Source organism: Niallia yueguangensis (assembly GCF_052663115.1).
In genome coordinates, this window is record NZ_JBQTCX010000008.1 from 89,980 (window position 1) to 105,939 (window position 15,960).

Genomic DNA, 15,960 nt, shown 5'->3' on the forward strand with positions numbered 1-15,960 from the left:
TCTATATTTATATATATCGGAGAAATAAACTTGAGTTTTATTACCGATATACAAAATAGCTCTTATTGCTTATTAAAAAACAAATAAAAGTAATAAAAGAATCTTTAAATATGACTCTTTTATTACTTTCTTTTATCGATTCTTTTTATTTATTGCTCGATATGCATCATCTTTTTTCCGATTTGCTATTTCTTGTTTTCTCTCTTCTTCCACTTCCAATTTTTTTAAGTCCGTTCTTACTTCGTCTAAACAATTGGAACATAATTTCCCTTCTCTAATTTTTGCACCACACTTCGCACACGGATACCCCAAATTGGGAAATTGAGCGAGCTTTATTCTGCCTTTTTTAATAAATTTATAAATGAGTGACCGCTCAACGCCGGTTGCTTCGACTACTTCATCCATTTCTGCGGTTCTATTTTGTTTTTTTCTGATAAACTGATATACCTTTTCATAATCTGCTTCTTCTTGTTTCCAACATTTAGGACATATACCCCTAACGTTATTTTCTACATATACATCGCCGCATTTTGGGCAATTAGCCAATTCAGCCATTACCTCATTCCCCACTTTCGTCCTTTTTTACCGTGCAATCGTAAAAGAAATGACAGATTTCGCCCCTGCCTCCTTTAACACCTTTGCCGCTTTACGCAAGGTTGCTCCTGTAGTATATATATCGTCCACTAATACAATATTTTGAGCGACTATACTCTCTTCCGCTGCCACTTTAAATATCGGCACCGTTTCCAACCGTTCTTCCCTTGTTTTTTTCGACTGTTTCTCACTATGTACCCTTGTAAGACAATCAATCGCTTTTATTCCTGCAGCTTGTACGATAGCTTCTGCCTGGTTAAAACCTCTTTCATACAGCCTTTCCTTACTTAAGGGGATCGGCACCATTATTTTATTCGCAAATAATTCTTTCGATAAAAAGATAGAAAATGCTCCAGCTATTTCGAAATCTCCTCGATACTTAAAACGTGCTATTACCTCTTTTAAAAAATCATTGTATAAAAACAGCGAGGTGTTTTGCTCTAATACGCCTTTCCATTTCGGATTCTGTTCCCATCTCCAGCAATCATTGCATCTTTTCTCTTTTATAAAAACATCATCTAAATCAGCAAGAGGACGGCTGCAGATGATACAGCGCTCTCCTTCAATAAAAGCTAATTTATGTTTGCAATCATCACATATATAATAAGAAGGTTCTCGTGAAAATAAATAAGTCCAATTAAAAACAGGTGTTACTTCCGTTAAACAAATCGCACAGTGCATCCTATCCGACCTTTCATAACAGCAGCCCTTTTTCTTTTGCCTCTTTATTACTTTGTAAAATTTGCTTTCTTGCCCCTACCATACTGTTCGTTTTTCCGTAATGAAAAAAGGTAATATTCCCTGTTGGGTATTCTTTTTTTCTGCCAACCCTGCCGGCAATTTGTATAAGTGCGCTTTCTGTAAAAATTTCGTTCTCTGCACCAATTACAGCAACATCGATATTAGAAAAAGTCACGCCTCTTTCCAAAATGGTGGTCGTAATCAGAAGGGATAATTCTTTATTACGCATTTTTTGCACTTTTTCTTTTCGCAATGGATCTTCTGCATGAACCGTTTCTATCTTTGTTGTTAATGGTGCGAAGACAGATTTTACGTTTTTCATATACGCAATTTTTGGGATAAAAAGAAGCACTTGTTTATTGGAATGAAGGCGTCTTTCTACCCACTCTATAACTAATTTTGGAAGTCTTCCTTTCTGTAGCTGCTTCTCCCAGTTTCCACACCATAGGAATTCTGGTACGGGAAGAGGTCGCTGATGAAATCGCGCCGGAATGGTGACATAATTTATTTTGTTTTGCTGGCATTTCTTTCTCCAACTTGCATCAGGGGTAGCGGTTAAATAAATCATGGTGGAGGTTGGTTTTCGTGCGTTGTGCACAGCGAATTGCAGGGATTGATCAACAGAATAAGGAAATGCATCCATTTCATCCAAAATCACAAGATCAAATGCTTGTTTAAAACGGAAAAGCTGGTGTGTTGTACTGATGGTCAGTGGACTGTATCGATGGCGGTCTTCGCTGCCTCCGTATACTGGAAGTACGCGAATATCAGGAAAAACTTCTTGTAATCTTGGCGCCAATTCCAACACGACATCTGTTCTTGGTGTTGCGATACAAACTCGTTTGTTTTGCTGTAAAGCTTTTTCGATTCCTTTAAAAAGTATCTCAGTTTTCCCTGCACCACATACGGCCCATACTAAGAGATCTGATTGTTCGTCTATTATCTGCTCCATTTTTGCCGATGCTACTTGTTGCCCTTTAGATAATGTTCCTTCCCATTCAAGTTGGATGGAAGTGGTATCTTGGTCGATAGTGGGGCCAGTCCAACTGATTAGCGGCGTGCACTCACTAATTCGGCCCATCATGATACAGTTTCGGCAATAGTGGCAAGTTTCGTTGCAGCGGGAACAAAGGAAGGAAGCAAACAGATGTTTTTCCGTATTGCCGCAGCGATTGCAAAGATAAGTGGATTTTTGTTTTACGATGCCTTTGTTGTAAGAACAATAACCGTTTACGTAATGGTCTTGGATTTCTTCTAAAGGAAATAAGAGTTCATCGAGAAGGAGTTGTTTTCCTTGTAGTGTGGATTGCAAAGTGGGATTGAATGAGTAGTTAGGATTGGTGGGCTGCTGCGGCGGTTTGGGGATGTCGCTGATTCTTGTAGAATTTTTTACATCCATTGTTGGCTGGAGTATATTATTGGTGGTAATGAATCGCAATTTTTACTTTCCTCCTAATAATTTATTTAACTGTTTAATCGACAAATAGTACTCATTTCCTTTTCCCTTACGACAACTTTTGGTGGTCACAGATTTTATTACCCTTGTTGCCAAGTATGCTAAACCTTTTGTAAAAATTCTCTTACTTCTTGATTCGTAATGGTTTCTCCAAATATATAATAATAATCTATTAACGTATTAATATGAGCTTTTTTACTTTTTGAATAACATTTTGGGCAGTACCAATTAGCATTTACTCTGCTCATTTGAAGAGAACCACAATTTTCACATATGACTCCTTTTTGTATGTCTTCTTTTTTAAGATTATATTTGGTTAGAATAGATGAGTTTAAAGGGGTATTTTTCTTTTTTATAACTTTGATGGTATTTTTTAATTTATGTTCGTCTAGTGTAGGGGTAGAAATTGAATTAGAAATCTCCTCTATTCGAAAAGGAAGGGATTCACGATGAATAATTTTTTTGGTAAATGGTGAGTGAGGATCGCTTATTCGGATTAAGCTTGCAGGGTTGCTAATAACAACAAATCCAAAAATCGGTATAGAGATATGTGGCTTTAGCCATTGTTTCAATTGTGATTCTATTCTTTTTAATTGTGTTAGGGGATCTGCAAAAGCACTGTCCTTTCCTTCTTTCGTACGAATTAATTGATTAAATTCTGTATCAAAGTACAATTCACCAGCTATATTTTTCACTTCTAGGATAAGAAAATACTTGGTCGTAAGAATTAAAACATCGATTTGAAAGTAGTTTTTCCCATCAAATAATCGTAAATCATGTAAGATATAGTACTCTTTTTCTGATAAAAAACTTAATACAAATGCTAATGATTTTTCACCATGGTATCCGGCTAATATTTTCTGTAAATCTGATTGTATGAGGGGAATTTTTTCATGCATTGGAGTTATTCTAGCTAATAGAGCTTCCGTTTTAGAAACGAGGAGAGGAATTTCGAGGTTTTTTATGATCATTAAATCACTCCTATATCATTTTCTCCTCTGATAAATTCAATAAAAGGCTTCTAAAACCCTCTTTTTAGTAAGAAGTTTTTTCTAATTTTATTGGATTTTGCAGTATTGTTGCAATTTCGGCTGTTTTTGTTGCAGTTTTAGCAGTTATTATTGCGTTTTTTTCGATATAGCTACTTTTCGACAAAAAACAGCTTTTTTCTACACAAAAAAAGAACCCCCAAACAGGTTCTCTCCCCAATCTACAGCTTCTTCACCCAACCAATCCCCATTGCACCTTCGCCTAGATGTGTTCCGATTACGGCTCCAAAGTAGCTGATGGTGAAATCGATATTCGGATATACTGCCGCTAGTTCTTGTTTCCACGCTTCTGCTTCTTCTTTGCGGTTTGCGTGGATAATCACTGCTTGGTAGCTTTCTCCGTTTGTTGCTGCTGCAAATAATTCGGTCATTCTTTTTATCGCCCTTTTTTTCGTTCTAATTTTTTCAAATGGAACAATTACATTATTGGAGAAATGAAGAAGCGGCTTCATTTGGAGCAAGCTTCCTATCAATGCTTGAGCACTAGACAAGCGACCTCCGCGCTGAAGATGGCTTAAATCATCTACCATAAAATAAGCATGACCCGTTTGCTTTAACTCCTTCAATATTGGCATTATTTCGGCTGCCGACTTTCCTGATTGTGCTAGTTTTGCAGCTTCAATTGTATAAAATCCTTGAATCATACAGCTAATTTCACTATCAAAAGCATATACCGTAATTCCATCGACCATGGTTCCGGCAGAAACTGCTCCTTGATACGTACCACTAATGCCACTTGATAAATGAATACTAATTACTTCATCATAATCTACAGAAAGTTTCTCAAAAAGTTCTACAAACTTTCCAATCGGTGGTTGTGAGGTAGTTGGAAGGTTGTTTGTTTTCACCTTTTCATAAAATTCATCCGCATTTAAGTCGATCTCTTCTTCATAAATGTCATTCCCCAGCACTACGGTTAAAGGAATAATATGTATATTGTGAAGATTTCTTACTTCTTTTGGAATATATGCAGTACTATCAGTAACAATCGCTGTTTTCATGCAAATAATTACCTGCCTTATCATTTCGGTATTATATGTTCATTCTATCTAAAAGAAAGTTGGTTTGCATTATATTCGACGCAAATAATGAATAATTTATCTATCAGTAATTCGCTTCTTGTTTATTTATTACATTAATATTTCTTCTTTTTATTTCTTCCACCAAAATTCCAAGAAATTCTGGTTCTAACTTTAAAGATACAGCTAGGTGATAAGCATGTAATAATTCAGCATTTGATAGATTTTTTATTCCACTCAACGCAAACACTCCTATCCCTTATCTTTATGAATAGTTTGCCTTAAAATGATTCATATTGCAAAACTATTGAATTGTCATTTTTCACTAAAAGTTCACTTTTCCCCCCAACCTATTTGCCATTTTTTATAATAAGGCTCTGTTAAACTTGCCTGTTGATTTCCGTACCAGGCGTTCGCTTTCCGCGGGCGGTCCAGGAGCCTCCTCGGCGCTTTGCGCGTGTGGGGTCTCCCTCTGACTCGCTTTTCCCGCAGGAGTCTCACGCCTTCCACTCCCAATCAACATAGTGCCAAAATCAACAATGAGCTTTAACATAGCCTATAATAAAATATAGGTAGTGTCATCTCACTGTCGGAACATGTATATTGTATTGTATCGTTTCTTTCAAAAAATAATCATTACAGAACAAAAGCGCAAGCGCCTTGAATAGCTCTGAAGAAAAATGTTCACATGACTCAAAAAGTGCTTTTTACTTTTAGAGGCATGGGGTTATTTTTCACAAGAGCTAGGCGCTGGAGCTGGATGCGGACACAACCGCCAAGTTATCCACAATCCCATTTCGTTTATAACTTCCTGGACGACAAGAAAAAATGGCGCCCTAATAGGGACACCATTTTTATCGAACCTCTACCCAGCCATTTTTTATTGCAAAAACAACTGCTTGTGTTCGGTCATTTACATTCATTTTTTGTAAAATATTACTTACATGGTTTTTTACTGTCTTTTCACTAATAAATAAAGCTTCTCCAATTCCTCTATTGCTTTTGCCGTCTGCAAGAAGCTGCAATACTTCACACTCGCGACGTGTTAATAAATGAAGAGGCCGTCTGATTTCAACCGCTTGCACATAATGATCATTATGGCCTGACTCTTCTAATGCTAATCGACGATATTCATTTACTAAGTTATGTGTAACTTTTGGATGTAAATAGGATCCACCGTCTGCAACTACTTTCACTGCGTCAACTAATGCATCCGCATCCATTTCCTTTAACAAGTAGCCGCTAGCGCCTGTTTTTAATGCATGTGTAACATAATTTTCATCATCATGAATAGATAGAATTATTACTTTTGTATCTGGAAATTTTTCTAAAAGCAGTTTAGTAGCTTCTACCCCATTTATTGTAGGCATATTAATATCCATGATCGTTACATCTGGCTCGTATTTTTCCACAAGTTCTACTGCTTGCGTTCCATCATATCCTTCTGCCACAACATCAAAACTTGATTCAAAATCTAAAATACGTTTTACTCCTTCTCTGAACAATTGATGATCATCTATAATGACAATTTTTGTAGTCAATTGTTTCGCCTCCCTTTTTTCTCTCTTCTTTAATTTTGAACGGGAACATTTATCATCACAATCGTTCCATTTCCTGGCTTTGTATCAATCGTTAACTCGCCTTTAAGCAATTCTACTCTTTCTTTCATTCCTATTAGTCCAAAAGATTCCGGCTTTTTTTGTTCTTTATCAAAGCCTTTTCCGTCATCTTTAACCATAACAATTACTTGCTCTCTCCGTATTTCTATCTGAACAGTAATCATTTTTGCTTCTGAATGCTTTAATGCATTTTGTACGGATTCTTGAACGAGGCGAAACAATGCTACTTCATATTTGCTAGGCAGCCTTGCTTCCTTCCCAATAGTAGAAAAAGCAATATTTGTAGTTTGATGATACTCTTCAATCGTTTGCAAATATTTTTTTAATGTAGGAATTAGTCCTAAATCATCAAGAGCCATTGGACGAAGATCATATATAATTCTACGGACTTCATACAAGGCATTGCGCACCATTACTTTAAGGCTTTTTATTTCTTTAAACGCCTCTTCTTCGCCATTTTCTTTATATATTCTTTCAATTAAATCCGAACGCATCATCACATTTGCCATCATTTGTGCAGGCCCGTCATGAATCTCTCTTGAAAGCCGTTTTCTTTCTTCTTCTTGTGCCCCTATAATTTTCAACCCGAAATCCTGTTTTTGCTTCGCATCTTCTAACACTTCACCAACTTGCTTTAAATCACTGATTAAATAATTCATTACTACAGCAATTTGCGTTACAAGTTGATCTGCTCGTTCTATCGTTTCATCTAACCCAATTAATCGTCTTTCAATATCATCACGCCGGTTACGATATTGCTTCTCCAGATGACGATTCGTGTTTAAATCCATCTGCAGATTATGGGCCTTTTCATAGGCTTCTCGTACTTCTGATTCAGAATACTCTTTAAAATGTTGGCTTACTTCTGATAACCTTTTCCTAGCAAAACGAGATTGTATCTCCAGCTTGTCACCTTGGTCTATTGTCTGTAGCACCAATGCTTTTATTTCTTTCAACTCTTCTGTTAATGTTTCATAATCTTGTCGACACTGTTCGCCAATCCGAAAGATTTCTTCCTTACTAGATCCGACCGTTTCGATCATTTTTTCTAAAATAAAATCTAACGCTTTTGTGTCAAATTTCTTTATTAGCATATATAATTCCTCCAAAAGGCCGAAAACCCTTCCTGTAACTAGTCTTATTTAAGCGTGACAGTTAAAAAATATATATTAGATTCGTTCATGTTCCTATATGTTTCCCAATTCATTAAGACTTATATCCTATTTTTGTTTTTTTATTATAAGATTAATGATACCGAAAGAACTTTTTTATGGACATGTTGCGAAAGATACTTAGCAAGAAATTCTCTCAGTTAATTTTTCCACAAATATGTGGACGACAATACTACATACTCTTCTAAACGCTTTCTTTTTTGAGTTAAAAAAGAGGACTTTTTGAGCATGGAGTTTTTCTTATTATACCATGGGACACCGTTATGAATATTAAAATTTCATTACAAACACATCAATAATTGAAGTATCATCCATGTCGAATTATAATGAAATAAGGCTGTAAAGAGAAACTTATTACGAAAGCAACATTTTATTATTTTACAATACTTTTTTATTTATAGCAGGCGTTCAAAAGGAGGGCAATCAGAGCGGAGAAGGACTAATGGGCGGAAGTCACAAAGCCTGGAGCGTAAAGCATTGCACAAGGACTGAGTGATAATGCAGCGAAGAGATTTACAAGCCCGGACTTTTTGAACAACCTCTTATTCACGGTTTTACTGAAAGGAGCGATATTTGATGCTTCCTTGCTATCATACTGTACAAGGGTACGGTGAACATGAACTGATTATTCAAAAGTCACGTTTTATTGCACATATCCAAAGAGTTGAAACAGAAGAAAAAGCACAGGAATTTATTCAAGAAATTAAAAAAAAGCATAAAGATGCAACCCATAATTGCTCTGCTTATTTAATTGGTGAACATGATCAAATTCAAAAAGCAAATGATGATGGAGAGCCTAGTGGAACAGCTGGTGTACCTATGCTGGAAGTTTTAAAGAAAAAGCATTTAAAAGATACGGTTGTTGTTGTTACCCGCTACTTCGGAGGGATTAAGTTAGGCGCAGGCGGCTTAATTCGTGCGTATGGGAAAGCCACTTCTGAGGGAATAGCTGCTACCGGTGTGGTAGAAAGAAAATTAATGAGGATTATTAGCACGAGTATAGACTATACTTTCCTTGGAAAATTGGAAAATGAGTTAAGATCCTCTCCTTATCAAATAAAAGAGATTCATTATTTAGAAGCTGTAGAAATAGAAACCTTTATCGAAATAGACCATATTCAAGACTTTAAAGATTGGATAACTGATTTAACAAATGGTCAAGCCATCATCACCGAAAAAGAAGAAGTGTATTTAGAAACCTTATTAGAGGATGTTCAAAAAGGCACCAAATGATAAGCGGCGAGTCTCTTCGTTGGCTTGCTTCTAATTTGTTTCCTTTTTGAACAGGCACTATTATAATATTTTCACATTTCCATCAAAATCCACCATAAAGAAACAAATCACTAGTGTACGATAGGACTATTAGATAGTAGAATAGATATATAACGACTATCTTCGACAAAAATCTATTTAAAGGAGAAATCAATGGCTTCAAATAGAGAAATATATATAAATAAAAAGCGAAAAAGAAAGAAAAGAATCATGACATTTATTCTGCTCCCGTTATTGGTGTTGGCAGTAAGCGGTATTGGCTATGGGGCTTTTCTATATACAAAAGCAAAGTCTGTTATAAATAATTCGTATCAGCCAATTGATAGAGAGTCAAAAAGGGAAACAAAAGTAGACCCAAAAATCGACGATGTATCCATTCTGTTTGTCGGAGTGGACGATAGTAAAAAAAGATCCACCCAATCAGGAAGCACTCGCGCACGATCAGATGCATTAATGCTGGCAACATTAAATGAAAAAGAAAAATCAGTTAAATTGCTGAGTATACCTCGTGATTCTTATGTGTATATTCCGGAAAGAGGATACAGTGATAAAATCACTCATGCCCATTATTTCGGCGGTGTTAGCTCTACAATCGAAACAGTCGAAAATTTATTAGATATACCTGTTGATTATTATGTCAAAATGAATTTTGATGCATTTATGGATATTGTAGAAGCACTTGATGGGATAGAGGTCGATGTGCCTGTTACTTTTTCAGAACAGAATTCAAAAGATAAAAAAGGCGCTATTCATCTAGAAAAAGGACTTCAAACACTAAATGGGGAACAAGCGTTGGCACTTGCCAGAACTCGTAAAATTGATAATGATATTGAACGCGGAAAACGGCAGCAGCTTATTTTAAAAGCAATTATGAATAAAGCTGTATCAGCGAAAGGTATTACAAAATACTCCAGTTTAATGGAGGCTGTCGGTGACAATATGACAACCGATTTATCCTTTAGTGATATTCAATCCTTCTTGGCATATGCAACTGCTGAAAATGGTCTGCAGATTGACAGCTTAACATTGACTGGAAGCGATGGAAACATAAACGGCAAATATATTTATCAGCTTGATGAAACAGCGCTTGAAGAAACAAAGACCATACTGCAAAATCATTTAGGCATTACGAAAAATAATCTTGCAACAGAGAACAATGACACATCGACAGATACTACATCCGATGTTGCAAATGATTCTACAATAAGCGGCGACAGTTAATACCCTATAAAAGAAAAGCTTGAGGAATTCTAAACCTCAAGCTTTTTATTTTTTGGCTGTTTTCTGAAAGTTTGTTGTTTTTGAATAAAATAATAACCATGGCTGAAGCACTAAGCAGCCTGAATACCCGTAGACTCCCGCGGGATAAAAATAACAACACTCTATACGAAAAGAGACTATTTTTTAAATTCGCTCTTTTCCATAAAAAAGCAGCTATTCCTTTATTCAGAATAGCTGCTTCGATTATTTATTTTTTTCTGTTGTATATCGTAAATCATTAAAAAACTTTATTAATGGCTTATAATTTTTTCCTACTAATCCGATTTTCTCTACAAACAATTCGATAATTATGAGCATAATGACAATTAATAAAATAGCTCCCCATACTTTTGCCTGTGAGAAGATTACGGCAACAAGCCCAAAAAATGTTGCCATTGCATAAATGATAATAACCGTTTGGCGGTGGGTAAATCCGATTTTCAACAGACAATGATGAAGATGGGATTTATCTGGTGCTGATAATGGCTGTTTATTAATTAATCTGCGTATGATGGCAAAGAAAGTATCTGAAATAGGTACACCTAAAATAATAACAGGAATAACAAATGAAATTAATGTTACATTTTTAAATCCTAATAAAGACATGACAGCAATGATGTAACCGAGGAACAAAGCACCCGTATCCCCCATAAAAATCTTCGCTGGATAAAAATTGAAAAATAAAAAGCCTAAAGTACTCGCTAAAGCGATAGATGAAATAGCAATAACGTAGCCATTCCCCATAATCATTGCCATGCCAGTAATGGTGAACAACGCGATGGATGAAACGCCTGCTGCCAACCCATCTAACCCATCAATTAAATTAATCGCATTCGTGATTCCAACAATCCATAATATTGTGATAGGAATATCTAAAAATCCGAATTGGAGCTGCCCGCCGAATGGAAGGTTGATAAATTCAACTTGCACTCCTCCCCATATTACGACCACCATAGCTGCGATTGTTTGTGCTCCGAATTTAATTTTAGCAGAAAGATTATATATATCATCTAACATGCCAGTAACGATAATAATCACACTTCCTATTAAAATAGGATAATGATACGCTTTATCTGGGTTAATAATTAAAGCTCCTATAACAAAACTAATATATATTGCTAAACCGCCCATACGAGGCATAATTTTTTGATGCACTTTCCTTTGTTCTGGTTTATCCATTGCTCCTAGTTTAAATGCCAATTTTTTCACTAGTGGAGTTAACAAGATGGAACCAAAAAAACATATAATAAGCATTACATAAATCATAAAGAGCCTCCTTCCTGCCCCACTATACGTACATTTCTATACATATGTCTTTTCAAACCTTATATCGGAGTTTATTATAGCACATTCCAAACAAGCTTAGTTGAAAATTTCGTTTCCTTCTTTTACATTTTTATTACAAAAAAAATATATTTTCTTCACTTCCACTTAACCTTTAATATATAAGACGAAAGAATATAAAAAAAAGTTGCACTAATAGTATAAACAAATTTAATCTTTTTGATTTAAACTGTATTTTTAAAAAAACAACCTTATTTCTAGTCACTAGAAATAAGGTTGTTTTTATTGGTTTTTATTAACTTAATGCTGCGGCAATTTCTTCACTTTGGTCTTTTGATGCCTCTTCCCGATACCTTTTCTTTTCTGCATTCGACATTTTTTTATACTCGTCTAGAAATTTTTCATATGCAGGAATAACTTCTTTAATGCTTCCTTCCATTTTTACTTTTCCGTATTCCAACCAAATCGCTTTATCGCAAAATTGTTTCATTTGACCGATTGAGTGGCTGACGAAAAACATTGTTTTCCCTTTTGCTTTAAATTCACGCATTTTCTCAAAACATTTTTCACCAAATGCTTTATCACCAACAGATAATGCTTCATCAATAATTAAAACATCTGGATCTGTATGAACAGAAATAGAAAAGCCTAATCTTGAACGCATCCCACTGCTGTAGGATTTAACCGGCTGATCAATAAACTTGCCTAATTCAGCAAACTCGATGATCTCTGGCTCCAATCTGCGAATTTTTTCTTTGCTAAAGCCGAGCATTAAACATTTTAATTCTATATTTTCTCTTCCAGTAAGCTGATTGTTTAAACCTGCTGCAACAGCAATTAAAGATGCTTGCCCATCTATTTCAACCGTTCCTGAAGTTTCCGGTACAATCCCAGCAATAATATTGGAAAGAGTCGATTTTCCTGATCCATTAATGCCAACAAAACCAATGGTATCGCCTTTTTCTGCTTCAAAACTTACATCTCTCAGTGCATAGAAAGGTTCTCCATAGCTTTTTGGCAAAAAGATATCAAATAACCGCTCTTTATTACTAGTGTATAATTTATATCTTTTTGTTAAATTTTTTACAACAACTGATTTTTTCATTCGATCACTTCCATTATAAGAAATCAATAAAGTGCTTTCTAAATCTTACATGTAAATACGAACCTACTGAAAGCATAATCAAAACAATAACCCAAAAATAAATAGTAAAGTGCCAATGCTCTACGATAAACCAGCCTTCACCTAAAAGAGCATATCGATATCCTTCCACTAAATAATAAAAAGGATTTAACCTCATAACGAATTTAAAAAGAGAATTAAAATGGTCTAACGGCCAAAGAATGGGAGTGACATACAGTAGCACTCTCATCAGCGACTGAATCAACATTTGAAAATCTCTTACAATTGTGGCAATTGTAGAAGTAATCAATGATAAAGAAAACAGAAATATTATTGTTGCAAACAAAAAGTATGGAAGCTGAATATAATAGATATTAATTGGCAGCCCCATAAATTGAAAAGCAATAATCGTCACAATCATCAACAATAGCTGTGGATACAGTTTTGATAAAATGACATAAGACGGAATGGCGCTTAGTGGAAAGTTCATTCTAGATACCATTTTCAGCCTTGTATAGATGGATTTTGATCCATGCGTTATCGATGGATAAATAAAAAACCAAATAACAATCCCTGCCAGCATCCATGAGAAATAATCATACGTTCCTCCTCCTGGATATTCAATCGGATCTCTATCCTGCACAAACCCAAAAACAAACCAATAAATGGCGATTTGAATGGCCGGATTGAAGACTTCCCAAAACATTCCTAAGTAGTTATTATTATTTGCACTTTTTAATTCATACAATGATAATCTTTTAATTAAATGAAAATTATCATACTGCTCTTTCAGCACTTTAAACATTGAACCCATAAATCATGTATCCTTCCCTTAGACTTTTGTAAGCCAGCAGTCTACTTTTATTCAGAAAACGGAAGCATTGGGGAAACAGGTGAAAATCAGCTTCACCTGTTTCTGAGAGGCTGTTTTCGTATAGAATGTTGCTTTTAAACTCGCAGCCTGTATACACTTCGCTTTCCGTGGGCGAGCGTCGAGCCTCCTCGTCGCATACGCTCCTGTGGGGTCTCGTCTTTCTCGCATTCCCACAGGAGTCTACGTGTATTCAGTCTGCTGAGTACTTCTTCTCCCATTTTTCATGTGAAAAACAACGAACTTTGAGAAAACAGCCTTCTGAAAAAACGCTTCACTTAGAGTTTCAGGCATTCACCCTTAATTGTTATTTTTTCAGAAATACTTCCTCTACCACCCTTTTAGAAGCTTCCCCATCTTCTAAATAACAAAACTGTTGATAAAACTGGTCAAACTGATGATCCAATGGCTTAGTACTAGCTTGTTTGATGTAATCAATTACCTCATCCGTTGTTTTCGCAAGCGGACCTGGAGCTGTTTTTTCAAAATCAAAATAAAAACCACGTAATTTATCTCGATAGCTGTCGATATCATAAACATAAAAAATCATTGGTCGTCTTAAGTTTCCGTAATCAAAAAATACAGAAGAGTAGTCTGTAATCAACAAGTCTGAAATTAAGTATAGCTCTCTAATATCTTCATAATTAGAAAAGTCATAGGCAAATCCGCTATATGGAGTAAGATCCAAATTCTCTGCAACTAAATAATGCATTCTTAACACAATAATATACTCATCGCCTAATTCTTCTCTGAGCTTATTTAAATCTAATTCTAAATCAAACTTATATTTCCCTTTTCCGTAAAATTGATCATCTCTCCATGTAGGAGCATATAAAATCACTTTTTTATCTAATGGCAATCCAAACTTTTCTTTTAAAGCAGCTAAATTCTCTTGTGTATTATCATTAAATAATGCATCATTTCGAGGATAGCCAGACTCAATCATCGTTTTATCAAATCCGAATGCACGAGCAAAAATTTCGCTGGAATATTGATTAGGTGAAATTAAGTAGTCCCAATTACTCGCTTCCATTAAAAAATTCTTTTTGTATTTTTCCGTATTCGTACCAGGCATATGTACTTCATCCATATCTGCCGCAAGTCTTTTTAACGGAGTCCCATGCCAAGTCTGCAAATACGTTGTATATTTTGGTTTTGGTATCCATAATGGCAATCGGCTGTTACTCACCCAGTACTGTGCTCTCGACATCGTAAATAACCACTTAACAGAAAATCTTGGAACAATATCAATTCCTCTGTTGTCAAAGTTCTGAATAAATCTTTTATCTACACTCCAATATAATTTGTATTCGGGATGATGTTCCTGAATATACTCATATATTGCCCTTGGATTACAGCTGTATTGTTTTCCTAAAAAACTTTCAAAAACAATCGTATTCTTTTTAGAAGGTAATTTACCTAATAATTTAAAAGCCAATTGGTATAATAGCTTTGCCTTTTTGCTTCTTTTCAATCTACGGAGTTTTCCTTTTATTCTTGATTTCAACTCTTGTTTTGCATTATAATCTGACACTCTTATCGACAAAAATTGTTTTTTGGCTGTAGATTTCAGAAAGTATTTTTTCTTTCCAGCAACACTTGGAGCAACTGCTTTTTGTTTTAAGTATTTAGGATTGAAGGATTGAAATTTTAGACGAGGACTGAGCAAGCTTTTTGTTTCCCCATTTTCCTCATATTGTATTTCTAAATAAAAACGATAGTAGATTAAAGAATCATTATTTATATACTTATTTAAGTCTATTTTTCCTTCGAAACCTATGAAATCAAAATTATTATTGCTTGTGCCGTACTTTTCTGTTAAGTCTTTTCTTTCAGTAGACTCTAACTTTACTTTATGTTGTTCTTCATTTATGTTATTGGTAATAATTAAATTCTTTACTTGATTAGCAGGTACATTCCTTCCCCAATTCGGGTCAAAACCATATCCAGAAATACGAATAGAACCTTCTTTAGATAAATAGGCTTCTTCTATATTTGCAACTATTTTTTGTTTTGTAGTTTTACATGAAATGTTTCCTTTATTTGTTGTATAAGGATAAAACATCGTTCCTTCGTTAGGGAATAAACAATAATTAAGTTCTACATCTGCTCTATTACTTATTAAACGATATTTCTTTTCTTCTTCCCCTTCTAGCGACACATATAAATCCCAAACTGCATTTTGGTGAAAAACGTTGTCATTCTCTTTTAAAGAAATGGTCGTTTCATACGTTCCGTAGCCTTCCTGCAATGCAATTTGTTTAAATGGATACTTTATATAACGTCCTGTACTCCTTTGAAGGAAAAGTAGTGTCGCTTGTTGCTCTTTCAATATATCATCTTTAAAACAAAAGCTTATATATAATTGATGGTTATCAATCATAATCTTTTGTATTTGTTTATGCACAAACCCAGATTCACTCATTTTGTTACTCCTCTCAAACATTCCATAAAGAAAAAACCGTGGCATTTGAATCTATCACACATTATATCGGTTACT

At 35.0% G+C, this 15,960-nt stretch carries 14 protein-coding genes; 2 read left to right on the forward strand and 12 right to left on the reverse strand.

What is annotated here, in order from left to right; genetic code table 11:
• Positions 1 to 132 precede the first annotated feature (132 nt).
• From ACTYA4_RS09515 to ACTYA4_RS09550, 8 genes are all read right to left on the reverse strand, one after another.
• The gene (locus ACTYA4_RS09515; RefSeq protein WP_445505604.1) at positions 133 to 555 is read right to left on the reverse strand and encodes a TIGR03826 family flagellar region protein; all 423 of its coding nucleotides are present in this window, start codon (positions 553 to 555) and stop codon (positions 133 to 135) included.
• 27 nt (positions 556 to 582) lie between these two features.
• Positions 583 to 1,275 carry a ComFC family protein gene (locus ACTYA4_RS09520; protein ID WP_445505605.1) on the reverse strand — a complete coding sequence of 231 codons (693 nt, stop codon included), beginning with the start codon at positions 1,273 to 1,275 and terminating at the stop codon, positions 583 to 585.
• Between the two features lie 13 nt (positions 1,276 to 1,288).
• A complete protein-coding gene (locus tag ACTYA4_RS09525; protein ID WP_445505606.1) occupies positions 1,289 to 2,773 on the reverse strand; it encodes an ATP-dependent helicase ComFA in 1,485 nt (494 codons plus the stop codon).
• A 119-nt stretch (positions 2,774 to 2,892) separates the two neighbouring features.
• Positions 2,893 to 3,762, reverse strand: a complete 870-nt coding sequence (locus ACTYA4_RS09530) for a nuclease-related domain-containing protein (RefSeq protein WP_445505607.1) — start codon at positions 3,760 to 3,762, stop codon at positions 2,893 to 2,895.
• Positions 3,763 to 4,001: 239 nt separating this feature from the next.
• Entirely contained in the window at positions 4,002 to 4,841 is an 840-nt protein-coding gene (fakB, locus tag ACTYA4_RS09535) for a fatty acid kinase binding subunit FakB (protein WP_443482440.1), read from the reverse strand.
• 103 nt (positions 4,842 to 4,944) lie between these two features.
• Positions 4,945 to 5,100, reverse strand: coding sequence for a sporulation histidine kinase inhibitor Sda (gene sda, locus ACTYA4_RS09540; protein ID WP_443482441.1), 156 nt, complete (start codon positions 5,098 to 5,100; stop codon positions 4,945 to 4,947).
• A 613-nt stretch (positions 5,101 to 5,713) separates the two neighbouring features.
• Entirely contained in the window at positions 5,714 to 6,400 is a 687-nt protein-coding gene (locus ACTYA4_RS09545) for a response regulator (protein WP_443482442.1), read from the reverse strand.
• 29 nt (positions 6,401 to 6,429) lie between these two features.
• Positions 6,430 to 7,572, reverse strand: coding sequence for a sensor histidine kinase (locus ACTYA4_RS09550; RefSeq protein WP_443482443.1), 1,143 nt, complete (start codon positions 7,570 to 7,572; stop codon positions 6,430 to 6,432).
• Positions 7,573 to 8,226: 654 nt separating this feature from the next.
• On the opposite strand from ACTYA4_RS09550, the gene ACTYA4_RS09555 reads away from it, so the two are divergent.
• Together ACTYA4_RS09555 and ACTYA4_RS09560 are read left to right on the forward strand one after the other, a co-directional pair.
• Positions 8,227 to 8,883, forward strand: coding sequence for a YigZ family protein (locus ACTYA4_RS09555; protein ID WP_443482458.1), 657 nt, complete (start codon positions 8,227 to 8,229; stop codon positions 8,881 to 8,883).
• Between the two features lie 192 nt (positions 8,884 to 9,075).
• On the forward strand, positions 9,076 to 10,143 hold the full coding sequence (locus ACTYA4_RS09560; protein WP_443482444.1) for an LCP family protein: 1,068 nt from the start codon (positions 9,076 to 9,078) through the stop codon (positions 10,141 to 10,143).
• A 243-nt stretch (positions 10,144 to 10,386) separates the two neighbouring features.
• Here ACTYA4_RS09560 and ACTYA4_RS09565 read toward each other — a convergent pair whose 3' ends face one another.
• The 4 genes from ACTYA4_RS09565 to ACTYA4_RS09580 form a co-directional block, all read right to left on the reverse strand.
• Positions 10,387 to 11,448: a glycosyltransferase family 4 protein gene (locus ACTYA4_RS09565; RefSeq protein WP_443482445.1), complete on the reverse strand. Its 1,062-nt coding sequence runs from the start codon at positions 11,446 to 11,448 to the stop codon at positions 10,387 to 10,389.
• 313 nt (positions 11,449 to 11,761) lie between these two features.
• Complete coding sequence (gene tagH / locus ACTYA4_RS09570) at positions 11,762 to 12,571, reverse strand: teichoic acids export ABC transporter ATP-binding subunit TagH (protein WP_445505608.1); 810 nt, start codon at positions 12,569 to 12,571, stop codon at positions 11,762 to 11,764.
• Between the two features lie 13 nt (positions 12,572 to 12,584).
• Positions 12,585 to 13,403 carry an ABC transporter permease gene (locus ACTYA4_RS09575; RefSeq protein WP_445505609.1) on the reverse strand — a complete coding sequence of 273 codons (819 nt, stop codon included), beginning with the start codon at positions 13,401 to 13,403 and terminating at the stop codon, positions 12,585 to 12,587.
• A 364-nt stretch (positions 13,404 to 13,767) separates the two neighbouring features.
• Positions 13,768 to 15,885, reverse strand: a complete 2,118-nt coding sequence (locus ACTYA4_RS09580) for a CDP-glycerol glycerophosphotransferase family protein (protein WP_445505610.1) — start codon at positions 15,883 to 15,885, stop codon at positions 13,768 to 13,770.
• Positions 15,886 to 15,960 lie beyond the last annotated feature (75 nt).